The 21,550-nt window shown below is 40.3% G+C and carries 31 protein-coding genes; all 31 read left to right on the top strand.

The genetic code is table 11. From position 1 onward, the window contains the following. Window position 1: 1 nt before the first annotated feature. The gene (rplP, locus tag FXF36_RS07830) at window positions 2-430 is read left to right on the top strand and encodes a 50S ribosomal protein L16 (protein ID WP_151623228.1); all 429 of its coding nucleotides are present in this window, start codon (window positions 2-4) and stop codon (window positions 428-430) included. Then, window positions 430-636 (top strand): 50S ribosomal protein L29, encoded by a 207-nt coding sequence (gene rpmC / locus FXF36_RS07825; protein ID WP_015548351.1) that lies wholly within the window; start codon window positions 430-432, stop codon window positions 634-636. The genes rplP and rpmC overlap by 1 nt, the downstream gene beginning before the upstream one ends. Before the next feature lie 40 nt (window positions 637-676). Further along, entirely contained in the window at window positions 677-931 is a 255-nt protein-coding gene (rpsQ, locus tag FXF36_RS07820) for a 30S ribosomal protein S17 (protein ID WP_028234423.1), read from the top strand. Between the two features lie 18 nt (window positions 932-949). Then, window positions 950-1,318, top strand: coding sequence for a 50S ribosomal protein L14 (gene rplN, locus FXF36_RS07815; protein ID WP_090297135.1), 369 nt, complete (start codon window positions 950-952; stop codon window positions 1,316-1,318). Window positions 1,319-1,330: 12 nt separating this feature from the next. Further along, window positions 1,331-1,642 (top strand): 50S ribosomal protein L24, encoded by a 312-nt coding sequence (gene rplX / locus FXF36_RS07810; RefSeq protein WP_151623227.1) that lies wholly within the window; start codon window positions 1,331-1,333, stop codon window positions 1,640-1,642. Between the two features lie 22 nt (window positions 1,643-1,664). Further along, window positions 1,665-2,210, top strand: coding sequence for a 50S ribosomal protein L5 (gene rplE, locus FXF36_RS07805; protein ID WP_028234422.1), 546 nt, complete (start codon window positions 1,665-1,667; stop codon window positions 2,208-2,210). A gap of 10 nt (window positions 2,211-2,220) precedes the next feature. Continuing rightward, window positions 2,221-2,406 carry a type Z 30S ribosomal protein S14 gene (locus tag FXF36_RS07800; RefSeq protein WP_028234421.1) on the top strand — a complete coding sequence of 62 codons (186 nt, stop codon included), beginning with the start codon at window positions 2,221-2,223 and terminating at the stop codon, window positions 2,404-2,406. Window positions 2,407-2,446: 40 nt separating this feature from the next. Beyond that, entirely contained in the window at window positions 2,447-2,848 is a 402-nt protein-coding gene (gene rpsH / locus FXF36_RS07795) for a 30S ribosomal protein S8 (protein WP_090297132.1), read from the top strand. Window positions 2,849-2,939: 91 nt separating this feature from the next. Next, window positions 2,940-3,479, top strand: coding sequence for a 50S ribosomal protein L6 (gene rplF, locus FXF36_RS07790; RefSeq protein WP_028242193.1), 540 nt, complete (start codon window positions 2,940-2,942; stop codon window positions 3,477-3,479). 18 nt (window positions 3,480-3,497) lie between these two features. Then, window positions 3,498-3,866, top strand: a complete 369-nt coding sequence (rplR, locus tag FXF36_RS07785; protein ID WP_151623226.1) for a 50S ribosomal protein L18 — start codon at window positions 3,498-3,500, stop codon at window positions 3,864-3,866. 11 nt (window positions 3,867-3,877) lie between these two features. Continuing rightward, window positions 3,878-4,387 (top strand): 30S ribosomal protein S5, encoded by a 510-nt coding sequence (rpsE, locus tag FXF36_RS07780; RefSeq protein WP_015548344.1) that lies wholly within the window; start codon window positions 3,878-3,880, stop codon window positions 4,385-4,387. A 14-nt stretch (window positions 4,388-4,401) separates the two neighbouring features. Next, entirely contained in the window at window positions 4,402-4,587 is a 186-nt protein-coding gene (gene rpmD / locus FXF36_RS07775; RefSeq protein ID WP_015548343.1) for a 50S ribosomal protein L30, read from the top strand. Between the two features lie 17 nt (window positions 4,588-4,604). Then, entirely contained in the window at window positions 4,605-5,048 is a 444-nt protein-coding gene (gene rplO / locus FXF36_RS07770; protein ID WP_015548342.1) for a 50S ribosomal protein L15, read from the top strand. Further along, a complete protein-coding gene (gene secY / locus FXF36_RS07765) occupies window positions 5,049-6,362 on the top strand; it encodes a preprotein translocase subunit SecY (protein ID WP_151623225.1) in 1,314 nt (437 codons plus the stop codon). A 97-nt stretch (window positions 6,363-6,459) separates the two neighbouring features. Further along, window positions 6,460-7,104: an adenylate kinase gene (locus tag FXF36_RS07760; RefSeq protein WP_151623224.1), complete on the top strand. Its 645-nt coding sequence runs from the start codon at window positions 6,460-6,462 to the stop codon at window positions 7,102-7,104. A gap of 1 nt (window position 7,105) precedes the next feature. Beyond that, window positions 7,106-7,906, top strand: coding sequence for a type I methionyl aminopeptidase (gene map / locus FXF36_RS07755; protein ID WP_151623223.1), 801 nt, complete (start codon window positions 7,106-7,108; stop codon window positions 7,904-7,906). Further along, window positions 7,897-8,163, top strand: a complete 267-nt coding sequence (locus tag FXF36_RS07750) for a KOW domain-containing RNA-binding protein (RefSeq protein WP_151623222.1) — start codon at window positions 7,897-7,899, stop codon at window positions 8,161-8,163. The genes map and FXF36_RS07750 overlap by 10 nt, the downstream gene beginning before the upstream one ends. Continuing rightward, window positions 8,156-8,374, top strand: coding sequence for a translation initiation factor IF-1 (gene infA, locus FXF36_RS07745; RefSeq protein WP_015548337.1), 219 nt, complete (start codon window positions 8,156-8,158; stop codon window positions 8,372-8,374). Before FXF36_RS07750 ends, infA begins: the two co-directional genes overlap by 8 nt. Before the next feature lie 123 nt (window positions 8,375-8,497). Beyond that, complete coding sequence (gene rpmJ, locus FXF36_RS07740) at window positions 8,498-8,611, top strand: 50S ribosomal protein L36 (protein ID WP_004604068.1); 114 nt, start codon at window positions 8,498-8,500, stop codon at window positions 8,609-8,611. Window positions 8,612-8,819: 208 nt separating this feature from the next. Next, window positions 8,820-9,188 carry a 30S ribosomal protein S13 gene (gene rpsM, locus FXF36_RS07735; RefSeq protein WP_028234412.1) on the top strand — a complete coding sequence of 123 codons (369 nt, stop codon included), beginning with the start codon at window positions 8,820-8,822 and terminating at the stop codon, window positions 9,186-9,188. Between the two features lie 33 nt (window positions 9,189-9,221). After that, window positions 9,222-9,614 carry a 30S ribosomal protein S11 gene (gene rpsK / locus FXF36_RS07730; RefSeq protein WP_090420832.1) on the top strand — a complete coding sequence of 131 codons (393 nt, stop codon included), beginning with the start codon at window positions 9,222-9,224 and terminating at the stop codon, window positions 9,612-9,614. 16 nt (window positions 9,615-9,630) lie between these two features. Next, the gene (gene rpsD, locus FXF36_RS07725) at window positions 9,631-10,224 is read left to right on the top strand and encodes a 30S ribosomal protein S4 (RefSeq protein WP_151623221.1); all 594 of its coding nucleotides are present in this window, start codon (window positions 9,631-9,633) and stop codon (window positions 10,222-10,224) included. Between the two features lie 156 nt (window positions 10,225-10,380). Continuing rightward, window positions 10,381-11,340, top strand: coding sequence for a DNA-directed RNA polymerase subunit alpha (locus FXF36_RS07720; protein WP_151623220.1), 960 nt, complete (start codon window positions 10,381-10,383; stop codon window positions 11,338-11,340). Window positions 11,341-11,475: 135 nt separating this feature from the next. Then, the gene (locus tag FXF36_RS07715) at window positions 11,476-12,000 is read left to right on the top strand and encodes a bL17 family ribosomal protein (protein ID WP_015548333.1); all 525 of its coding nucleotides are present in this window, start codon (window positions 11,476-11,478) and stop codon (window positions 11,998-12,000) included. Window positions 12,001-12,176: 176 nt separating this feature from the next. Next, window positions 12,177-13,541 (top strand): MATE family efflux transporter, encoded by a 1,365-nt coding sequence (locus tag FXF36_RS07710; RefSeq protein WP_151623219.1) that lies wholly within the window; start codon window positions 12,177-12,179, stop codon window positions 13,539-13,541. Window positions 13,542-13,646: 105 nt separating this feature from the next. Continuing rightward, window positions 13,647-14,675 carry an ABC transporter substrate-binding protein gene (locus FXF36_RS07705; RefSeq protein ID WP_151623218.1) on the top strand — a complete coding sequence of 343 codons (1,029 nt, stop codon included), beginning with the start codon at window positions 13,647-13,649 and terminating at the stop codon, window positions 14,673-14,675. A gap of 70 nt (window positions 14,676-14,745) precedes the next feature. Further along, complete coding sequence (locus FXF36_RS07700; RefSeq protein ID WP_151623217.1) at window positions 14,746-15,675, top strand: ABC transporter permease; 930 nt, start codon at window positions 14,746-14,748, stop codon at window positions 15,673-15,675. After that, window positions 15,668-16,465: an ABC transporter ATP-binding protein gene (locus tag FXF36_RS07695; RefSeq protein WP_151623216.1), complete on the top strand. Its 798-nt coding sequence runs from the start codon at window positions 15,668-15,670 to the stop codon at window positions 16,463-16,465. The genes FXF36_RS07700 and FXF36_RS07695 overlap by 8 nt, the downstream gene beginning before the upstream one ends. 210 nt (window positions 16,466-16,675) lie before the next feature. Then, entirely contained in the window at window positions 16,676-18,691 is a 2,016-nt protein-coding gene (gene ftsH / locus FXF36_RS07690; RefSeq protein ID WP_151623215.1) for an ATP-dependent zinc metalloprotease FtsH, read from the top strand. Window positions 18,692-18,696: 5 nt separating this feature from the next. Then, the gene (uvrC, locus tag FXF36_RS07685; protein ID WP_151623214.1) at window positions 18,697-20,547 is read left to right on the top strand and encodes an excinuclease ABC subunit UvrC; all 1,851 of its coding nucleotides are present in this window, start codon (window positions 18,697-18,699) and stop codon (window positions 20,545-20,547) included. Between the two features lie 58 nt (window positions 20,548-20,605). Continuing rightward, window positions 20,606-21,538: an HPr(Ser) kinase/phosphatase gene (gene hprK / locus FXF36_RS07680; RefSeq protein WP_151623213.1), complete on the top strand. Its 933-nt coding sequence runs from the start codon at window positions 20,606-20,608 to the stop codon at window positions 21,536-21,538. Window positions 21,539-21,550: the final 12 nt, after the last annotated feature.

The raw sequence follows: 21,550 nt of genomic DNA, 5'->3' as shown, positions 1-21,550 counted from the left end.
TATGTTAATGCCAAAGAGAGCGAAGCATAGAAAGCAGTTCCGTGGAAACATGGCTGGAAAAGCTTCAAGAGGAAATAAGATATCTTACGGTGAGTTTGGTATCGTTGCAACTGAGCCAGCTTGGATCAAGTCTAACCAGATCGAGGCAGCTCGTATCGCTATGACACGTTACATTAAGCGTGGTGGTAAGGTTTGGATTAAGATTTTCCCAGACAAGCCAGTTACAGCAAAGCCTGCTGAAACTCGAATGGGTTCAGGAAAGGGTACACTTGAATATTGGGTAGCTGTTGTTAAGCCGGGCCGTGTATTATTCGAGATCTCAGGAGTATCTGAGGAAGTTGCTAGAGAAGCACTTCGTCTCGCTACACACAAACTTCCTTGCAAGTGCAAGATAGTTTCCCGTGAGGATTTAGAAGGCGGTGAAGCATAATGAAGAATACAAAGTACGTAGAAGATTTAAAGAATACTTCAGTAGCAGAGCTTAATGCTCAGCTCGTAGAAGCAAAGAAAGAACTTTTCAACTTAAGATTCCAGAATGCTACAAACCAGTTAGATAACACAGCAAGAATTCGCGAGGTTCGTCGTAACATCGCTCGTATTCAGACTGTTATCACAGAAGCTGAGAAGAATGCATAATTGACTTAGAATCTTAATTATTTGAAAGGAGATCAAAAACGTGGAAAGAAACTTAAGAAAAACACGTACAGGTGTTGTTGTAAGCGACAAGATGGATAAGACAATCGTTGTTGCAATTCGTGACAATGTAAAGCATCCACTTTACAACAAGATCGTTAAGAAGACATATAAGCTTAAGGCACACGATGAGAACGGCGATGCTCACATCGGTGATACAGTAAAGGTTATGGAGACAAGACCACTCTCTAAGGATAAGAGATGGAGACTCGTTGAAGTAATCGAGAGAGCAAAATAATTAAAGGAGGCTACTATAATGGTACAACAGGAAAGTAGATTAAAGGTAGCTGATAATACTGGTGCCAAGGAAATCCTTGTTATCCGTGTTATGGGTGGATCTACAAGAAGATATGCCAACATCGGCGACATTATTACTGCTACCGTTAAAGATGCAACACCAGGTGGCGTTGTAAAGAAGGGTGACGTTGTTAAGGCAGTAGTTGTTCGTTCAGTTAAAGGTGCCCGTCGTAAAGATGGTTCTTATATCAAGTTTGATGAAAACGCTGCAGTCATCATCAAAGATGACAAGACTCCAAGAGGAACTCGTATTTTTGGACCTGTAGCTAGAGAGCTTCGTGAGAAGCAGTTCATGAAGATTGTTTCTCTCGCTCCAGAAGTATTGTAGGAGGAAGAGTAGATGGCAACATTTAAGATTAAAAAAGGCGATACTGTTCGTGTCATCGCTGGTGGCGATGTTAACAACGAAGGTAAGGTTATCGCAGTAGATAAGAAGAATAACACCGTTACAGTTGAAGGTGTAAACATGGTTAAGCGTCATGTTAAGCCTAACATGGCTAATCAGGCAGGCGGTATCATCGAGCAGGAAGCTCCTATCGATGCTTCAAATGTTATGTTACTTCATAACGGTCAGCCTACACGCGTTGGCTTCAAGATGGACGGCGACAAGAAGGTCCGTTTCGCTAAGAAGACTGGCGAAGTGATTGACTAATTGAAGAAAGGAGAACAGTTCGTTGAGTAGATTAAAAGATCAGTATCTTAATGAGATCGTACCAGCAATGGTTGAGAAGTTCGGATACAAGAATATTATGGAAGTTCCTAAGATCGAAAAGATCGTTGTCAACATGGGTGTTGGCGAAGCAAAGGACAATGCTAAGCTTCTTGAGTCTGCAGTTAATGATATGGAAAAGATTACAGGCCAGAAAGCAGTTACAACAAAGGCTAAGAACTCAGTTGCTAACTTCAAGATTCGTGAAGGTATGGCAATTGGTTGCAAGACTACACTCCGTGGAGAGAAGATGTACGAGTTCGCAGATCGTCTCATCAATCTTGCACTTCCACGTGTACGTGACTTTAGAGGTGTAAATCCTAATTCCTTCGACGGAAGAGGAAACTATGCACTTGGTATTAAGGAGCAGATCATCTTCCCTGAGATCGAGTACGATAAGATCGACAAGACTCGTGGTATGGATATCATCTTCGTAACTACAGCTAAGACAGATGAAGAGGCAAGAGAATTACTTCGTTTATTCAACATGCCTTTCGCTAAGGAAGCATAGGAGGAAAGTTATGGCAAAGAAGTCAATGAAAGTTAAGCAGCAGCGCACAGCTAAGTTCTCTACACAAGAGTACAGCCGCTGCAAAATCTGCGGTCGTCCACATGCATACCTTAGAAAGTATGGTATTTGTAGAGTATGTTTCCGTGAGTTAGCTTACAAGGGACAGATTCCAGGCGTTAAGAAAGCTTCATGGTAAGATAACGAACACAGATTGATAATTAGGAGGAAATTGCATCATGACAATGAGTGATCCAATAGCAGATATGCTTACAAGAATCCGTAATGCAAATACTGCAAAACATGATACAGTTGATGTTCCAGCATCTAAGATGAAAATCGCTATCGCTGATATTCTTGTAGATGAGGGATTTATCACAAAGTATGACATCGTTGATAATGGTAACTTCAAGGATATCCGTGTTACATTAAAGTACGGTGCAAACAAGAACGAGAAGATTATTTCTGGTATTAAGAGAATTTCTAAGCCAGGTCTTCGTATTTATGCTGGTAAGGACGATATCCCATACGTTTTAGGTGGACTTGGTATCGCTATCCTTTCAACAAACAAGGGCATCATCACAGATAAGGAAGCTCGTAAGCTTCAGGTTGGTGGCGAAGTTCTTGCATACGTTTGGTAATCAAATCCAAACAATTTAGTAACTAATTACCTAAAAGTATAACCCGGTTATAGAAGCCGGACATACAGTTTATATTTAAGGAGGTACGGGCATGTCACGTATAGGAAGAATGCCAATCGCAGTTCCAGCTGGTGTTACAGTTGAGATTGCAGAAAATAATCATGTGACTGTAAAAGGTCCTAAGGGTACTCTTGAGAGAACTCTTCCATCAGAGATGGATATCAAGCTCGAGGGTGCAGAAGTTGTTGTTACTAGACCTAATGATTTAAAGAAAATGAAGTCTTTACATGGTCTTACAAGAACACTTATCAACAACATGGTTGTTGGTGTTACAACAGGCTATGAGAAGACTCTTGAGGTTAACGGTGTAGGTTACAGAGCATCTAAGGCTGGTAAGAAGCTTACTCTTAACCTTGGTTACTCACACCCAGTAGAGATGGAAGATCCAGAGGGTATCGAGTCAACTGTTGACGGAAATAAAATTATCATCAAGGGTATCGACAAGGAAAAGGTTGGTCAGTACGCTGCCAACATCAGAGATAAGAGAAGACCTGAGCCATACAAGGGTAAGGGTATTAAGTACTCTGATGAAGTTATTAGACGTAAAGTCGGTAAGACCGGTAAGAAATAGTAAAGGAGTGAATGTAAAATGGTAAGTAAGAAATCTAGACAAGTAGTTCGCCAGACAAAGCATAGAAGACTTCGTAACACTCTAGCCGGTACTGCAGAAAGACCTCGTTTAGCAGTGTTCAGAAGCAACAATCATATGTATGTTCAGGTAATTGACGATACATGTGGAAATACACTCGTTTCAGCATCTACTCTTGACGCAGACGTTAAGACAGACCTTGCAAAGACAAATAACATCGAAGCTGCTTCAAAGCTCGGTACAGTTATTGCTAAGAAGGCACAGGAAAAGGGAATCAAGGAAGTCGTTTTCGACAGAGGTGGTTACATTTATGCCGGCAAGGTTGCAGCTCTTGCAGACGCAGCTAGAGAAGCTGGATTAGAATTCTAGGAGGAGAACACATGAAACGTGAAATCATTGACGCTAGCCAGTTAGAATTAACTGAGCAGGTTGTAGAAATTAAGCGTGTAACAAAGGTTGTTAAGGGTGGACGTAACATGCGTTTCACAGCTCTTGTTGTAGTAGGCGATAAGAACGGACACGTTGGCGCTGGACTCGGCAAGGCAGCTGAAATTCCTGAAGCTATCCGCAAGGGTAAGGAAGATGCAATGAAGAAGCTCATCACAGTTAAGCTTGATGACAACCACAGTATTACACACGACATTCAGGGTAAGCACACAGGCGCTTCTGTACTTCTTAAGAAGGCTCCAGAAGGTACTGGTATCATCGCTGGTGGTCCAGCACGTGCCGTATGTGAGCTTGCAGGTATCGGAAACATCCGTACAAAGTCACTTGGATCATCAAATAAGCAGAACGTTGTTCTTGCTACTATCGAAGGACTTAAGCTTCTTAAGTCTCCTGAGGAAGTAGCTAAGGCTCGTGGCAAGAAGGTTGAAGACATTCTTGCTTAAGGAGGAAAGTTAAAATGGCAGAGAAGAAGTTAAGAGTAACACTCGTAAAGTCTACAATCGGTGCTGTTCCTAAGAACAAGAAGACTGTAGAAGCACTTGGCCTTAGAAAGGTCAATAAGACTGTTGAGCTTCCTGACAACGACAGCGTTCGCGGAATGCTTAGAATGGTCAATCACTTAGTAAAAGTTGAAGAAATTTAATAGAAGGAGGTGCCATAATGGATTTATCTAACTTACAGCCAGCAGAAGGCTCAAAGCACAGCGATAATTTCAGAAGAGGCCGTGGTCACGGTTCAGGAAATGGCAAGACTGCTGGTAAGGGTCATAAGGGACAGAAGGCTCGTTCTGGCGGAAGCATTAGACTTGGATTCGAAGGTGGACAGATGCCTTTATACAGACGTCTTCCTAAGCGTGGTTTCAAGAATAGAAATACAAAGGAAATCGTTGGTATCAATGTTTCTTATTTAGAGAGATTTGATAATGGTGCTACTGTAACTGTTGATACTCTTATCGAGAGCGGTATCATCAAGAATCCTCGCGATGGCGTTAAGATCCTTGGCGGCGGAGAGCTTACAAAGAAGCTTAACGTTCAGGCTAATGCATTCAGCGCTAGCGCTAAGGAAAAGATTGAAGCTTTAGGCGGAACAGTAGAGGTGATCTAAATGCTTCAAACACTACGCGATGCTTTTAAAATTAAAGATTTAAGAAGACGAATTGGTTTTACATTTTTAATGCTTATTGTTGTTAGGCTTGGAAGCTTGCTTCCAGTGCCTGGCATCAATGGCAGTGCCTTTAGCAGTCTCTTCGCGGATAGTGACAGTGCGTTGAATTTCTTTGATTCGATCACTGGTGGTTCTTTTTCATCAATGTCAGTTTTCGCGCTGAATATTACACCATACATTACATCTTCTATCATTATGCAGTTGCTTACAATTGCATTTCCTAAGTTAGAAGAGATGCAGCGTGATGGTGAGGCCGGCAGAAAAAAGATGACAGCAATTACACGTTATCTCACTGTTGGATTGGCACTCGGTGAATCAATTGCAATGGCAATTGGATTTGGAAGAAGTGGATATCTCGTTGCTTACAATGCTTGGTATGTTATTTTAGTTGTAGCAGCTCTTACAGCTGGTTCTGCAGTTCTCATGTGGATTGGTGAGAGAATTACAGAAAAGGGTATTGGAAATGGTATTTCAATAGTTCTTACTATTAATATCATTAGCCGTATCCCATCTGATTTAACAAAGCTTTATGAGCAGTTCATGGCAAATAGAACAGTTGCAAAAGCAACACTGGCTGGCGTGATTATCGCTGCAATTATTGTTGCACTTGTTGTATTCGTTGTTATTTTGCAGAGCGCTGAGAGACGTATTCCAGTTCAATATTCCAATAAGATTCAGGGAAGAAGACAGGTTGGCGGTAATTCCTCAGTAATTCCTATGAAGGTTAATACTGCAGGTGTTATCCCAGTTATCTTCGCACAGTCCCTGCTTCAGACTCCTATAATGCTTGTTCAGTTATTCGCTAAGAATGGCGTTCAGGGATTTTGGGGTAAAGTATTAAATGCTATGAATCAGTCTAACTGGTTTAACCCAGGAAACTGGGTAAATTCAATCGGAGCAGTTGTTTATATTCTCCTTATCATTGGATTCGCATATTTCTATACAGAAATTACATTTAATCCACTTGAGATTGCTGAGAATCTTAAGCGTTCTGGTGGATTTATCCCAGGTATTAGACCAGGCAAGCCTACATCAGATTACCTTACAGGTATCTTACAGCACATTATTTTCATTGGTGCAATTGGACTTGCAATCGTAGCTTTACTTCCAATCATCTTTAACGGTTTGCTTGGAGCAAGCGTTTCATTTGGTGGTACATCAATCATCATTATTGTTGGTGTTATCGTTGAAACACTTAAGCAGGTTGAATCACAGATGATGGTTCGTAATTACAAAGGATTTTTAAATGACTAATTGTCATTAATTCATCTAAGGGATACGCAGATTTCTGTGTATCTCTTTAGGTGTTTTTAGAGAAAAATATAAACATCTATGCAGGAGGGTTTTATAAATGAAGATTATTATGTTAGGTGCACCTGGTGCAGGCAAAGGAACACAGGCAAAGCAGATTGCTTCAAAGTATTCTATTCCTCACATTTCTACAGGTGATATATTCCGTGCTAACATTAAAAACGGTACAGAGCTTGGCAAGAAAGCAAAGGAATACATGGATCAGGGTTTGCTTGTTCCAGATGAACTTACATGTGATCTTGTAATGGACCGTATTGCACAGGATGATGCTAAAAATGGATTTGTTTTAGATGGTTTCCCAAGAACAATTCCTCAGGCAGAAGCTCTTGATGCTGCTCTTACAAAGATTGGACAGTCTATGGACTTCGCTATTGATGTAGATGTTCCAGATGAGAACATCATCAACAGAATGTCGGGACGTAGAGCATGCCTTAACTGTGGTGCTACATATCACATCGTTTCTATTCCGCCTAAGAAGGAAGGCGTTTGTGATTCATGCGGTAGCGAGCTTGTACTTAGAGATGATGATAAGCCAGAGACAGTTAAGAAGAGACTTGATGTATATCATGATCAGACACAGCCACTTATTGATTATTACAATGGCAAGGGTATCCTTAAGTCTGTAGATGGTACACAGCCAATGGAAAAAGTTTTTGAGGATATCACAGCTATTTTAGGAGCTTAAGATGTCAGAAGTTATAACTATTAAAACTGATGAAGAAATTCAATTAATGCGTGAAGCTGGAAAGATTCTTGCTCAGGTTCACGAGGCTTTGGCTAAAGAAATTCACGAAGGAATGTCTACACTTGATGTGGACAAGCTTGGTGAAGAAATAATCAGAAGCTATGGCTGCGAGCCTAACTTCAAGGGCCTTTATGGTTATCCTGGAAGTGTATGCGTTTCTGTGAATGACGAGGTTGTTCATGGTATACCATGCGATGATCACATTCTTGTAAATGGTGATATTGTCAGCTTGGATACAGGTGTTTTGTACAAGGGTTACCATTCAGATGCAGCACGTACAGTTCCAGTTGGTGAAATTAGTGAAGAGGCAAGACTTCTTATAGAAAGAACTCGTCAGTCTTTCTTCCAGGGAATGAAATATGCAACTGCAGGAAACCATCTTTATGATATATCTGGAGCAATTCAGGAGTACTGCGAAGGCTTTGGATATGGAGTTGTCAGAGATTTGGTTGGACATGGCATTGGAAAATCACTTCACGAGGCGCCAGAGATTCCTAATTTCAGACGTAAGTTTAGAAAAGGGCCAAAGCTCCTAAAGGGAATGACATTGGCTATTGAGCCGATGATAAATGCAGGCGGCCCAGATGTTGCCTGGATGGATGATGAGTGGACAGTTGTTACTATGGATGAATCATTATCAGCTCATTATGAGAATACAATTGTTATTACTGATGGGGCTCCTGAGATTCTCACACTTACACCATCGGAGCTTGCAAATCCGGAGGGAAACAAATGGATTTAACACTTGCATTATCAAAGGCGGGTCATGATAAAAATCAGGTGTATGTCATTATTGATGAATTAGATGATTTTTACATGGTTGCAAATGGTACAACTAAGCCAATTGCAAAGCCGAAGAAAAAGAAGAAGATTCATTTACAGCTTATTAAAAATATTCCGTCAGATGTTCTTGAAGAATATGATTCTACAAAAGCACTTGATGATCTTATAATTAAAAGAATTCTTAAAAGTTATAATAGGAGGAACAAAGATGTCTAAGGCAGATGTTATTGAAGTAGAGGGAGTTGTTGTAGAAAAACTTCCAAATGCTATGTTTAAGGTTGAGCTTGAGAATGGTCATCAGATTCTTGCGCATATTAGTGGTAAGTTAAGACAGAATTACATTCGTATCTTACCGGGTGATAAAGTAACAATCGAAATGAGTCCTTATGATCTTTCAAAGGGAAGAATCATTTGGAGAGATAAATAATTTTTTAAAATAGTTGTTGACATACTTGAAGACGCTCGCTATACTATTAAGCGGACGTTTTTAGAATGTTCAAATAAAGTTGACCACAACCTTTGAAAAAAGGGCATGGAAAGGAGGAAAATCGTGAAAGTAAGATCTTCTGTAAAGCCTATGTGCGAGAAGTGCAAGGTCATCAAAAGAAAGGGTAGCATTCGCATTATTTGTGAAAACCCAAAGCATAAGCAGCGTCAGGGTTAATTTCTGATTACTTATGTAATGCATTTATTATGTGCGGCTGCAGTCTAAAGTGTATCTAATTTAGGCTGTTCATAATAAAAGGCCTATCATACCGAGGCCAGATTTGGAAACAGATATGGGAATACACACATTTCAGGCCGATTTATCGGAGCTGTATTACTTATATCGATTATTAATTGTAGAAATATTTATGGAGGTGTAAACACACATGGCTCGTATTGCAGGTGTAGATTTACCAAGAGACAAGAGAATTGAAATTGGTTTAACTTACATTTACGGAATTGGTAGAGTAAGCTCAAACAAAGTTCTTGAGGCAGCTGGTGTAGATCCTAACACACGTGTTAAGGATTTAACTGACGAAGAAGTTAAGAAGATCAGCACAGTTATCGATGAGACATTAACTGTAGAAGGTGATCTTAGAAGAGAAGTTGCACTTGATATCAAGAGACTTCAGGAAATCGGATGCTATAGAGGAATCCGTCATAGAAAGGGTCTTCCTGTTCGTGGACAGAAGACTAAGACAAACGCTCGTACTCGCAAGGGTCCAAAGCGTACAGTAGCTAATAAGAAGAAGTAATTATTTATAGAAAGAAAGTAGGTTAGTTTAATTATGGCTAAAGTTGCAAAGAAGACAACAAAAAAGCGTGTAAAGAAAAACGTTGAACACGGACAGGTACATGTTCAGGCATCTTTCAATAACACTATCGTTACTATTACAGATGCTCAGGGTAACGCTCTTTCATGGGCAAGTGCTGGTGGTCTAGGATTTAGAGGTTCAAGGAAATCTACTCCTTATGCTGCGCAGATGGCAGCAGAGACAGCAGTTAAGGCTGCATTAATTCACGGTTTAAAGAGTGTAGATGTATTCGTAAAGGGACCAGGTTCAGGACGTGAAGCTGCTATTCGTGCAATCGATGCAAATGGCGTTCAGGTTCTTACAATCAAGGATGTTACTCCAGTTCCACACAACGGATGTCGTCCACCAAAGCGTAGAAGAGTCTAATTAGGAGGGAAATCTAATGGCAGTTAATAAGACACCAGTTCTTAAAAGATGTAGATCTCTTGATTTAGATCCTACATTTTTAGGATATGATAAGAAGTCACGTAGACAGAAGAATAGAGGAAGAGGCAAGAAGTCTGAGTACGCTCTTCAGCTTCAGGAGAAGCAGAAGGCTAAGTTTATCTATGGCGTACTTGAAAAGCCTTTCCGTAATTATTATGAGAAGGCTGACCGTCAGAAGGGTATGACAGGTGAAAACCTTATGACAATGCTTGAGAGCCGTCTTGATAACGTAGTATTCCGTATGGGATTTGCACGTACAAGAAAGGAAGCTCGTCAGGTTGTTGATCACAAGATGTTCCTTGTAAACGGTAAGTCAGTTAACATTCCTTCATACCTTGTAAAGGCTGGAGATGTTATCGAGGTTCGTGAGAAGTCAAAGAGCCTTCAGAGATTTAAGGATATCACAGAGGTTACAGCTGGTAGAATCGTTCCTGAGTGGATCGATGTTGACGCTGAGAATCTTAAGGGTACAGTAAAAGAGCTTCCTAACAGAGAGCAGATTGATGTTCCTGTAGACGAGATGCTTATCGTCGAGTTATATTCAAAATAATAGAATTTAGTAAAATCTTACAAAAAGCACTTATACAAGCTTGCTTGTATAAGTGCGATTTGTTAGAATTTTATTATGCGATAATAAGCGATAGAATCAGAATATTTATACTATTCTGATTTTGTAGTCTAATACATTATTTAAGGAGGCAATGTAGTGTTAAATTTTGAAAACCCAAATATAGAAATCGTACAGATTTCTGAGGACAAAAAATACGGCAGATTTGTTGTAGAGCCACTCGAAAGAGGCTACGGTATAACACTTGGTAATTCTCTTCGTAGAATTATGCTTTCATCTCTGCCAGGAGCTGCAGTTAGCCAGATTAAGATTGAAGGCGTTCTTCATGAGTTCAGCGCTATTCCAGGCGTTAAGGAAGACGTTACAGAAATCGTTATGAATATCAAGGAACTTGCTATTAGAAATAACAGCAGTTCAGATGAGCCAAAGACAGCATATATCGAGTTCGAAGGAGAAGGAGTAGTTACAGCTGCCGATATACAGGTTGATTCTGATATCGAAATTATTAATCCTGATCTTGTTATTGCTCACCTTAATGGTGGCAATGATTGCAAGCTTTACATGGAGCTTACAATTACAAAGAACCGTGGTTATATTTCAGCAGACAAGAATAAGACTCCTGATACTCCAATCGGCAAGATTGCAGTTGACTCAATTTACACACCAGTTGAACGTGTAAATATGACAGTAGAAGACACTCGTGTAGGTCAGGTTACAGATTATGACAAGCTTACACTTGATGTATATACAAATGGTACTATGGGACCAGATGAGGCAGTTTCTATGGCTGCTAAGGTTCTCAGTGAGCACCTTAACTTATTCGTAAATCTTTCAGATGCTGCACAGGATCTTTCAGTTATTGCTGAAAAGCCTGATGATACAACAGGAAAGACTCTTGAGATGAGCATTGATGAACTTGAGCTTTCAGTTCGTTCATACAACTGCTTGAAGAGAGCTGGTATCAACACTGTAGCTGAGCTTTGCGACAAGACACCTGATGATATGATGAAGGTTCGTAATCTTGGTCGTAAGTCTATGGAAGAAGTAGAAGAAAAGCTTCACGAGCTTGGTCTTTCACTCAGAATGATTGAGGACTAAATCGTTGAAATAGTAACAGGAAATAATACGTGAAATATAAGACCGATGAGCATTTTCGCGCATGCCTTTCCATTAATCAAAGTTACGGGGTAAGACCGATGAGCACCTGTGACGCCAGTTTTAAGGAGAAAAGAAATGGCAAAGTACAGAAAGTTAAGCAGAACATCTTCACAGAGAAAAGCACTTTTAAGAAATCAGGTAACTGAGCTTCTTTATCACGGAAAGATCGTTACAACTGAGGCTAAGGCTAAGGAAGTAAAGAAGATTGCAGAGCACATCATTACACTTGGTGTAAAGGAAAAGGATAACTTCGAAGAAGTTACAGTTCAGGCTAAGGTTGCTCGCAAGGATAAAGATGGTAAGAGAGTAAAGGAAGTTGTTGATGGCAAGAAGGTTACTGTATACGATACAGTAGACAAGAAGATTAAGAAGGATTCTCCTTCAAGACTTCACGCTCGTCGTCAGATGATGCAGGTTCTTTACACTCCAACAGCTAAGGGTACAAAGAAGTCAGAGTCACACAAGGTTGACATGGCAAACTTCGTATTCGATGAGATCGCTCCAAAGTACGTTGATCGTAAGGGTGGTTACACACGTATCGTAAAGATCGGACCACGTAAGGGCGATGCAGCTATGGAAGTTGTTCTTGAGTTAGTATAATTTAAGACTTTCATTTATCCCAGGATATTTATATCCTGGGATTTTTTTGTTCATAAAAAATAGATGATGAATATAAGTGAAAATAATCATAAATAATGTATTTTTAGGATATACTAAAATATTTTAGTAGTGTATTATGATAATTAACAAATAAAAATCTTCATGGAGGAAATAGAATGTCAACAAGTACCACCAAGAAGTTAACAGAGGGAAATCCAATGACTTTAATTCTCGAATTTTCAATTCCTATGCTTGCAGGCTTACTTTTTCAACAAATGTATAGCTTGGTTGACACAATTATCGTTGGACAGACCTTGGGAGATAATGCTTTAGCTGCGGTAGGTTCAACAGGCTCTATAAATTTCCTTATAAACGGTGGCTGTATAGGTATCTGTTCTGGGTTTGCTATACCTGTAGCACAGCGATTTGGTGCAGAAGCATATGATTCCATGAGGAAATTTGTAGGTAATTCAATCATCCTAGCTGCTATTTTGGCCGCTATAATTACAACGGTGGTTTGTGTCTTTTGCTACAGTATACTTGCTGTTATGCACACACCAAGTGATATTATAGATCTAGCGTATGATTATATATTTATTATTTTCTTAGGACTACCAGTTACATTTCTTTATAATCTTACTGCTGGAATAATGCGTTCACTTGGAGATAGCAAAACACCAACATATTTTTTAATTATGGCTGCAGCAATTAATATAGTGTTGGATATACTATTTATTATTGGATTTAAAATGAGTGTAAATGGGCCAGCCTTAGCTACAGTTATATCACAACTCATTGCAGGTTTAAGCTGCCTTTTGTATATGAAAAAGAAATTCCCGATCCTATGCCTTTCAAAAAATGACTTAAAACTAGGGAGACATCACTCACAGGTATTACTTGCAATGGGGATTCCATTTGGCCTTCAATATTCTGTTACCGCTATAGGTTCAGTGATTCTTCAGACGGCTGTAAATGGTCTTGGCACTGTAGCGGTAGCATCAATGACCGCAGGTTCAAAAGTTTCTTTATTTGTAGTGTGCCCGTTTGATGCATTAGGTGGCACAATGGCTACATATGCAGGTCAGAATGTTGGCGCCAAGAATATACCAAGAGTAAAAAAAGGTGTATGGACCGCCCAAATGCTTGGGACAATTTATGCGGTTATAATATTTGTCGTGCTCTTTTTATCAGGAAGGTTCATGCTCAGATTATTTACATCAACAGATGTTGTTATAGAACAGGCTATGATGTTTTTACTTACAAATGCTATAACTTACACACTTTTGGCTGCAGTCAATATCTTTAGGTTTGCAATTCAGGGTATGGGGTTTTCAACTTTTGCGATTTATTCGGGTGTGATGGAAATGATAGCGAGAATTCTAGTAGCGTTTACTCTTGTGCCGATGATAGGCTACGCAGGTGCAATATGGGCTAGCCCTGTGGCATGGCTTTTTGCGGTAATTTTTTTAATTCCAGGATTTTATTCATGTTGCAGAAAGCTTGAAAAGAAATTTGGAGAGGATGGATTTCATCACTTTTAGGTTATCATGAAAGAAAATAAAAACTAAATTGAATAATATCGGATTGACTTTAACAGATAAAAGTGCTAAAGTGAACACCATGAACAACATAAGGAGGAGCGTTGTATGAAGAAATTACTTAGTGTAATCATGGCGTCTGCTTTAGCACTTTCTTTAGTTGCCTGCGGTACAGATGCTGCAGCAAAAAAAGAAGCAAGCAATGATTCCGAGCCAGCAGTTGAAGAAACAGCTACAACAGACGATAGTAAAACTTATAATGTGGGCGTTATACAGTTGGTGCAGCATCCTGCACTTGATGCTGCTACAGAGGGATTTCAGGCAGCACTTGTTGATAAGCTTGGAAGCAGTGTAAACATTACTGTTGAAAATGCTTCTGGTGACAATTCAACATGTGCTACAATTGCTAACTCTTTTGTATCAGATAATGTGGATTTGATTATGGCAAATGCGACACCTGCATTACAGGCTAGTGGAACTGCAACAAGCACTATTCCAATCGTTGCTACATCAATAACAGACTATGCTACAGCACTTGGAATTAGCGTGGATGATTGGAGTGGAGCAACAGGTGTTAATGTAACAGGTACTTCAGATTTGGCACCACTTGATGGACAAGCTGAAATGCTTAAGGAACTTTTCCCTGATGCAAAGGAAGTTGGTATTATTTATTGCTCTGGTGAGGATAATTCAAAATTCCAGGCTGGCAAGATTAAGGGATATCTTGAGGATTATGGATATACCGTTAGCGAGTATACTTTCTCAGATTCAAGTGATGTTGCTACAGTAGTTCAGTCGGCTTGCGGTTCTAGCGATGTTTTATATGTACCAACTGACAATGTGGCTGCAAGCTGTGCAGAGACAATCAACAACGTAGCAGTTACAGCTAAGGTGCCAATTGTTGCAGGTGAAGAAGGAATCTGCAAGGGCTGTGGTATAGCAACATTATCAATTTCATATTACGATATTGGATATGCTGCCGGCCTTATGGCGTATGAAATCCTTGCAAATGGCGCAGATCCAGCAACAATGGATATTCAGTATGCACCTGAATTTACAAAGGAGTACAACCCTACAATTGCAGAACAGCTTGGAATAACACTTCCAGATGATTATGTTGCAATTGAAATGGAATAAGATATTCAAAATAAAATAATTAAAAATTATGGGCAAGGTCAAAATTTGACCTTGCTCTTTGGAGTTTAGAATGGGAATTGAAACATTAATAGCAGGTTTGCCGGGTACAGCCGCACAGGGAATAATATACGGTATAATGGCTCTCGGCATTTTTATCACATTTAAACTATTGAATTTTGCAGATTTGTCTGTGGATGGTTCTTTCGCTACGGGCGGAGCTGTTGCAGCAATGGTAATAATATCAGGTCATTCGTGGATATTAGCATTGGTGTTGGCGTTTATAGCAGGAGCATTAGCTGGCTTAATCACAGGTGTACTTCATACACTTCTTGGAATTCCAGATATCTTGTCCGGAATACTTACACAGTTGGCGCTATATTCGATTAACTTGCGTATTACAGGGAATCAGCCAAACACACCTATTTCGGTGGACAAGTATAATTTGGCTGTATCCTTAAGATATAAGACGGATGCTCTTATAACAGTACTTGTTATTGCAGTTATCATCATATCAATCATGTACTGGTTCTTTGGAACAGAAATGGGGTCAGCAATTCGTGCTACTGGAACAAATCCAGCGATGACAAAGGCACAGGGAATTAATGTGAATCTCATGAAGGCACTTGGTCTTGTCTTATCAAATGCATTTGTTGCTTTTGCAGGTGCTCTTTCAGCCCAGTTCAACGGAAATGCAGATGTAAATATGGGACGCGGCGCAATTGTAATCGGTCTTGCTGCAATTATCATTGGAGAGGTATTCTGCAACGCATTATTTAAGAAGAAAAGAAATTTCATTCTTACACTCACTTTCGTTGTGTTCGGTGGAATTCTTTATTATTTATTCATCGCAATTGTTCTTTGGCTCAAGATGCCAGCAAACGATATGAAGTTATTCACAGCAATTATAGTTGCAATTTTCCTTGCAGTTCCTTATTTGAAAAATAAGCACAACAGCTCATTTAGAAAGGCAGCTAAGAGAGGAGGCAAGGAAAATGCTTAATGCTTTTAATTTACAAAAAACCTTCAATCCTGGCACAATAAATGAGAAGGTTGCTCTTGCAGGTGCTACATTACATCTTGAAGAAGGTGAGTTCTGTACAGTAATCGGAGGAAATGGCGCTGGAAAATCTACATTTTTGAATGCTATTGCAGGTGTATGGCCTGTTGATGGAGGTAGTATCACTATTGATGGAATAGATGTAACAGGTCTTCCAGAGCACAAGCGTGCTCAGTACTTAGGTCGTGTTTTCCAGGATCCAATGACTGGAACAGCAGCTAATATGCAGATTGATGAAAATATGGCTCTGGCAGCCCGCAGAGGCAAGTTTAGAGGTCTTAGCTGGGGCGTAACCAAGGAAGAGAAGGCAAAGTATCATGAGATGCTTAAAGAACTTGATTTGGGTCTTGAGGATAGACTTACTGCAAAGGTAGGACTGCTCTCTGGTGGACAGCGTCAGGCGCTGACCCTTCTTATGGCTACCATTCAAAAACCTAAGGTACTTCTTTTGGATGAGCACACAGCCGCACTTGATCCGAAGACTGCAGCAAAGGTACTTGAAATCACAGATATGCTTATTAAGGAGCATGGCCTCACAGCAATGATGGTTACTCATAATATGCGTGATGCAATTAATTATGGAAACCGTCTTATCATGATGAATGAAGGCCGTGTGATTCTTAATATAAGCGGCGAGGAGAAGAAGCATCTTTCAATCGAAGACTTGCTTCACAAATTCGAAGAAGTCTCCGGAACCGAATTCACCAACGACACCGAAATCCTTTCTAAATAAATAATTAAGGCTGAGAGCCTCCAGTTACACTATCAAGCCTTGGTATTACTCCGCTCAACGTAGAATGTTTCGCTTGAGTAACACCAAGAGCTTGATAGTTACTGGAGGCATTTTAGTTTAATTGTATTAAAAAAGTATTAAAATCATTACTTTTACGACGTTTTATGATAAATTAGTATCGTACAAATTTATTATGTTACGGAGGCAGATGTGAACGACAATAACAGAAATGGTGGAGATAAAAAGAATAACCGTCAGCCTTTTTATACATTAGGAATATTGGTGCTCATAGCACTTTTCTTTACGAGTATGATGTATAAGGGCGTCAATGCCGGTACTAATCAGGAAATCAAGTATACAGAATTTCTTGATTTGGTGGAGGATGACAAGGTTTCTTCAGTTACCTTTAAGGACGATGTTATCAATATCGAGCTTAAAGAGGGGGTAACCTACGGTGTTTCAGATGAGGACGCTGCGAAGCTTCAGCAGTTGTATGAGGTGACAGGACAGGCTACAAAGACATCGCTTTACACAGCTTATATCAATGATGATGAGCTCCTTCCTCTTCTTAAGAAGCACAATGTTGAAATTGAAGGTACTATAGCAGATTCGACAGCAGCAATTATTTACAATATTCTTTCATTCGTACTTCCGTTAGTTCTTCTTTGGGTAGTCCTTGGATTCCTGATGAAGAAGATGGGCGGTGGTCCAATGGGCGTTGGCAAATCAAATGCCAAGCTCTACAATATGGAAAAGGCCACAGGTATTACTTTCAAGGATGTTGCGGGACAGGACGAGGCAAAGGAATCTGTGCAGGAAATGGTTGATTTCCTTCATAATCCTAAGAAGTACACTGAAATTGGTGCAAAGCTCCCTAAGGGCGCACTTTTAGTTGGACCTCCAGGAACCGGTAAGACACTTCTTGCAAAAGCTGTTGCTGGTGAGGCGGGAGTTCCATTCTTCTCACTTGCAGGTTCAGACTTCGTTGAGATGTTTGTTGGCGTTGGTGCATCTCGTGTGCGTGATCTTTTCAAGGAGGCACAGAAGGTTGCACCTTGTATCGTATTCATTGATGAGATTGATGCTATCGGTAAGAGTCGTGATGCTCATTATGGTGGTGGCAATGACGAGCGAGAGCAGACACTTAATCAGCTTCTTTCTGAGATGGATGGTTTCGATTCCAATAAGGGTCTTCTGATTCTTGCAGCCACAAACAGACCAGAGGTATTGGACAAGGCACTTCTTAGACCAGGTCGTTTTGATAGACGTATCATCGTTGACAGACCGGATCAGAAGGGACGTCTTGAAATTCTCAAGGTTCATGCTAAGGATGTTAAGATGGATGAATCCGTTGATTTGGATGCACTTGCTCTTGCTTCAGTTGGCTTGGTAGGTTCAGACCTTGCAAATATTATTAATGAGGCTGCTATTCTTGCTGTAAAGGCAAAGAGACAGTACGTAAATCAGAAGGATTTATTTGAAGCATTTGAGCTTGTTGCTGTTGGCGGCAAGGAGAAGAAGGACAGAGCAATGAGTGAGAAGGAACGCAAGATTGTTTCTTATCACGAGGTTGGGCATGCACTTGTGTCAGCACTTCAGAAGGATGCTGAGCCAGTTCAGAAGATTACGATTGTTCCACGTACAATGGGAGCACTTGGATATACTCTTCAGACTCCAGAGGAGGAGAAATTCCTTGAGTCTAAGGATGAGCTTATAGCAAAAATTGTTACATACATGGGTGGTCGTGCAGCCGAGGATATCAAGTTCGGAAGCTATACTTCAGGCGCTGCAAACGATATTGAACAGGCAACAAAAATTGCCAGAGCAATGGTTACCCGTTTTGGTATGTCAGAGAAGTTTGGCATGATGGGACTTGCTACTGTTGAGAGCCAGTATCTTGATGGTAGAGCATCTCTTATCTGCGGTGAGAACACCGCAGCTCAGATTGATGATGAGGTTCTCAAGATGATTACTGATGCCTATGCAAAGGCTAAGGAACTCCTCGCTGAAAATATGGAAAGCCTTGATAAGATTTCTGAGTATCTTTTTGAACACGAAACAATCACTGGTAAAGAATTCATGAAGATTTTCAGAGAAATTAAGGGGCTTCCAGAACCAGAGGAAAAGAAGTCTGAGAAAGATTCTATTTTACCAGAGCACAAGAGCATCTTCGAGGAAGAGGATGATCCTAAGAACGTTGTAACAGACAGTATTTTTGATGAGTAATTAATATGGTTACAGAACAAGACTTAAGTAAACTCCCGGACCAACCGGGAGTTTATCTAATGCATGGGAAAAACGATGAGATAATATATGTGGGTAAAGCACGCTCACTAAAGAACAGAGTGCGCCAATATTTTCAGCCGAGCCATGATGAAGGACTGAAGAAAAAACAGATGGTTGCCAATATTGACTATTTTGAATTCATCGTTACCGATTCCGAGCTCGAAGCCCTTATCTTAGAATGCAATTTAATAAAGGAATATCGTCCAAAGTATAATACAATGCTTCGCGATGATAAGACCTACCCGTATATAGAAGTCACCCTTAATGAGATGTATCCAAGGGTGCTTTTTTCGCGTCGTCTGAAGAAAAATGGAAGTAAATTTTTTGGACCATTTACTTCTGCGGGTGCGGTTCATGACACAATAGAGCTGGTTCAAAAGCTATACAAGATTCGTACCTGCTCTCAAAAGTTACCAGAGAATTTCGGAAAGAATCGTCCTTGTCTCAATTATCACATTGGACAGTGCTTGGGCCCTTGCCAAGGGAATGTTGACAAAGAAGAGTATCGAAAGAATATTGATAGTGTAATTGCATTTCTGGATGGGGATTACTACGATACTCTCAAGGATTTGGAAGAGAAAATGACAGCCGCTTCAAATGAATTGGATTTCGAAAAAGCTGCACTTTACCGCGATTTGATAGAATCAGTAAAGGCGTGTGCAGGTAGACAGAAGGCCACGCAATTGGATGGAGAGGATAGAGACATTATCGCTATGGCAAAGGCGGCAGATGCAGCTGTTGTACAAATATTCTTTGTGCGTGGTGGCAAGATGATTGGCCGAGAACATTTCTTTATCAATGTTAGAGTGGATGATACAGATGAAGAACTATTAGAATACTTTATCAAGGATTACTACACTGGTACACCATTTATCCCAAGAGAGATTTTTGTCCAATATGATATGGAGGAATCTGAGCTTATAGAAAACTGGCTTGGTGAAAAGAAAGGCTCAAGAGTTTATATCAGGACTCCAAAGCGCGGGGCGAAGGAGAAACTCGTTGAGCTTGCAGCAAAGAATGCTCAGATGGTTCTCGACCAAGACAAAGAAAAGATTAAGCGTGAAGAAGGCCGAACAATTGGTGCTATGAAAGAAATCTCAGACTTGCTTGGACTATCTGGTGCAAGCCGTATGGAAGCTTATGATATTTCCAATATTTCAGGATTTCAGTCTGTTGGTTCAATGGTCGTGTTTGAGAAGGGCAAGCCTAAACGCTCAGATTACCGCAAATTCAAGATTAAAACTGTTGAGGGGCCAAATGATTACGCATCCATGCATGAGGTCCTTACGAGACGCTTTTCGCACGGAATAGAAGCTCTTGAGGAGAATGGTGGAGCGATTGAGGACAGCTTTACTAAATTCCCTGATATTATCATGATGGATGGTGGTAAGGGACAGGTTCACATTGCAGAGCAGGTTCTGTCAGAACTAGGACTTCACATTCCTATTGCAGGTATGGTGAAGGATGACCATCACAGAACCAGAGGTTTGTATTTCAAGGACCAGGAGCTTCCTATTGACATTCATTCTGAAGGCTTTAAGCTCATCACTAGACTTCAGGATGAGGCCCACAGATTTGCAATTGAATATCATAGAAGTCTTAGAAGCAAGGGGCAGGTTCACAGCTTCCTGGATGATATCCCTGGAATAGGACCGAAACGTCGAAAGGCGCTGATGAAGAGATTTGTATCTGCAGAAAAAATGGCGCAGGCTTCTTTGGAAGAATTTATGGAAACAGAAGCTATGTCTAAAGAAGCCGCGGAGAATGTATATAACTACTTTCACCCTATGAATTAACAAAAAAATGATATATGATATATAAAGCAAAATGCATTTTTAAACGGAGGGATTTTATATGGCAAATAACAAATTCGTGACTGTAGCTACAGTGCAGGAAAGATTCAATTTAACAAATTTTACACCAGAGCTTAATCTGGAGGACGCACATGTTACCGTTGCCGACGTTAACAGACCTGCGCTTCAGCTTCATGGATTTTATGAGCACTTTGAACCAAGCCGTATTCAGGTGATTGGTAATGTAGAGGTTGCATACCTCTCAAAGAAGTCAGATGAGGAAAAAGTAGAAAGTTTTTCAAAACTGTTTTCATATGATATCCCATGTGTTATATTTTGCAGAGGCGAAGAGCCAGGCCCAATTCTTCTTCAGGAAGCAGTGAAGGCTAAGGTGCCTATCCTTGGAACTGACAGAAGCACATCTGAGTTCATGTCAGCCCTTATCTTCTCGTTGAATATGGACTTTGCACCTTACACAACCATCCACGGTGTTTTGGTTGACGTATATGGCGAGGGCCTTCTTATTACAGGTGAATCAGGAATTGGTAAATCAGAGGCTGCTCTTGAGCTTATCAGACGTGGTCATCGTCTTGTTTCTGACGATGTTGTTGAAATTCGTCGTCCAAACAATGAGAGACTATATGGTCGCGCACCATCAATTACACAGTATTTAATTGAGCTTCGTGGTATCGGTATTATCGATGTTAAGTCGCTCTATGGTGTTGAGGCTGTTAAAGATGAGCAGCGAATCGACCTTGTTATTAAGCTCGAGGATTGGACCAAGGAGAAGGAATATGACCGTCTTGGCATGACAGATGAATATATGAATATTCTTGGAATAGATGTTACTTGTCATTCACTTCCAATTCGTCCAGGACGAAATCTTGCAATTATTTGCGAGACAGCAGCAGTTAATCATCGTCAAAAGAAAATGGGCTACAATGCGGCAGAGGAGCTCTATCGCAGAGTCCAGAATAATATAGATAATAATTAGTTAGGAGTTATT

It is taken from the genome of Pseudobutyrivibrio xylanivorans (assembly GCF_008935055.1).
Lineage (GTDB): Bacteria > Bacillota > Clostridia > Lachnospirales > Lachnospiraceae > Pseudobutyrivibrio > Pseudobutyrivibrio xylanivorans_A.
The sequence above is the reverse complement of the archived record's forward strand: the minus strand, read 5'-3'. Positions and strand labels throughout refer to the sequence as shown.

What these genes read in the sequence shown, in the direction of transcription:
- map (WP_151623223.1), top strand. Translation starts at nt 7,106, where the DNA reads ATGTCAGAAGTTATAACTATTAAAACTGATGAAGAAATTCAATTAATG.
- FXF36_RS07715 (WP_015548333.1), top strand. Translation starts at nt 11,476, where the DNA reads ATGGCAAAGTACAGAAAGTTAAGCAGAACATCTTCACAGAGAAAAGCA.
- FXF36_RS07750 (WP_151623222.1), top strand. Translation starts at nt 7,897, where the DNA reads ATGGATTTAACACTTGCATTATCAAAGGCGGGTCATGATAAAAATCAG.
- FXF36_RS07700 (WP_151623217.1), top strand. Translation starts at nt 14,746, where the DNA reads ATGGGAATTGAAACATTAATAGCAGGTTTGCCGGGTACAGCCGCACAG.
- rpsM (WP_028234412.1), top strand. Translation starts at nt 8,820, where the DNA reads ATGGCTCGTATTGCAGGTGTAGATTTACCAAGAGACAAGAGAATTGAA.
- rpmC (WP_015548351.1), top strand. Translation starts at nt 430, where the DNA reads ATGAAGAATACAAAGTACGTAGAAGATTTAAAGAATACTTCAGTAGCA.
- rplF (WP_028242193.1), top strand. Translation starts at nt 2,940, where the DNA reads ATGTCACGTATAGGAAGAATGCCAATCGCAGTTCCAGCTGGTGTTACA.
- hprK (WP_151623213.1), top strand. Translation starts at nt 20,606, where the DNA reads ATGGCAAATAACAAATTCGTGACTGTAGCTACAGTGCAGGAAAGATTC.
- uvrC (WP_151623214.1), top strand. Translation starts at nt 18,697, where the DNA reads ATGGTTACAGAACAAGACTTAAGTAAACTCCCGGACCAACCGGGAGTT.
- FXF36_RS07695 (WP_151623216.1), top strand. Translation starts at nt 15,668, where the DNA reads ATGCTTAATGCTTTTAATTTACAAAAAACCTTCAATCCTGGCACAATA.
- rplP (WP_151623228.1), top strand. Translation starts at nt 2, where the DNA reads ATGTTAATGCCAAAGAGAGCGAAGCATAGAAAGCAGTTCCGTGGAAAC.
- rplX (WP_151623227.1), top strand. Translation starts at nt 1,331, where the DNA reads ATGGCAACATTTAAGATTAAAAAAGGCGATACTGTTCGTGTCATCGCT.
- secY (WP_151623225.1), top strand. Translation starts at nt 5,049, where the DNA reads ATGCTTCAAACACTACGCGATGCTTTTAAAATTAAAGATTTAAGAAGA.
- FXF36_RS07705 (WP_151623218.1), top strand. Translation starts at nt 13,647, where the DNA reads ATGAAGAAATTACTTAGTGTAATCATGGCGTCTGCTTTAGCACTTTCT.
- FXF36_RS07760 (WP_151623224.1), top strand. Translation starts at nt 6,460, where the DNA reads ATGAAGATTATTATGTTAGGTGCACCTGGTGCAGGCAAAGGAACACAG.
- rpsH (WP_090297132.1), top strand. Translation starts at nt 2,447, where the DNA reads ATGACAATGAGTGATCCAATAGCAGATATGCTTACAAGAATCCGTAAT.
- rpsE (WP_015548344.1), top strand. Translation starts at nt 3,878, where the DNA reads ATGAAACGTGAAATCATTGACGCTAGCCAGTTAGAATTAACTGAGCAG.
- rpsD (WP_151623221.1), top strand. Translation starts at nt 9,631, where the DNA reads ATGGCAGTTAATAAGACACCAGTTCTTAAAAGATGTAGATCTCTTGAT.
- rplR (WP_151623226.1), top strand. Translation starts at nt 3,498, where the DNA reads ATGGTAAGTAAGAAATCTAGACAAGTAGTTCGCCAGACAAAGCATAGA.
- rplO (WP_015548342.1), top strand. Translation starts at nt 4,605, where the DNA reads ATGGATTTATCTAACTTACAGCCAGCAGAAGGCTCAAAGCACAGCGAT.
- FXF36_RS07800 (WP_028234421.1), top strand. Translation starts at nt 2,221, where the DNA reads ATGGCAAAGAAGTCAATGAAAGTTAAGCAGCAGCGCACAGCTAAGTTC.
- FXF36_RS07710 (WP_151623219.1), top strand. Translation starts at nt 12,177, where the DNA reads ATGTCAACAAGTACCACCAAGAAGTTAACAGAGGGAAATCCAATGACT.
- infA (WP_015548337.1), top strand. Translation starts at nt 8,156, where the DNA reads ATGTCTAAGGCAGATGTTATTGAAGTAGAGGGAGTTGTTGTAGAAAAA.
- rpsK (WP_090420832.1), top strand. Translation starts at nt 9,222, where the DNA reads ATGGCTAAAGTTGCAAAGAAGACAACAAAAAAGCGTGTAAAGAAAAAC.
- rpmD (WP_015548343.1), top strand. Translation starts at nt 4,402, where the DNA reads ATGGCAGAGAAGAAGTTAAGAGTAACACTCGTAAAGTCTACAATCGGT.
- rplN (WP_090297135.1), top strand. Translation starts at nt 950, where the DNA reads ATGGTACAACAGGAAAGTAGATTAAAGGTAGCTGATAATACTGGTGCC.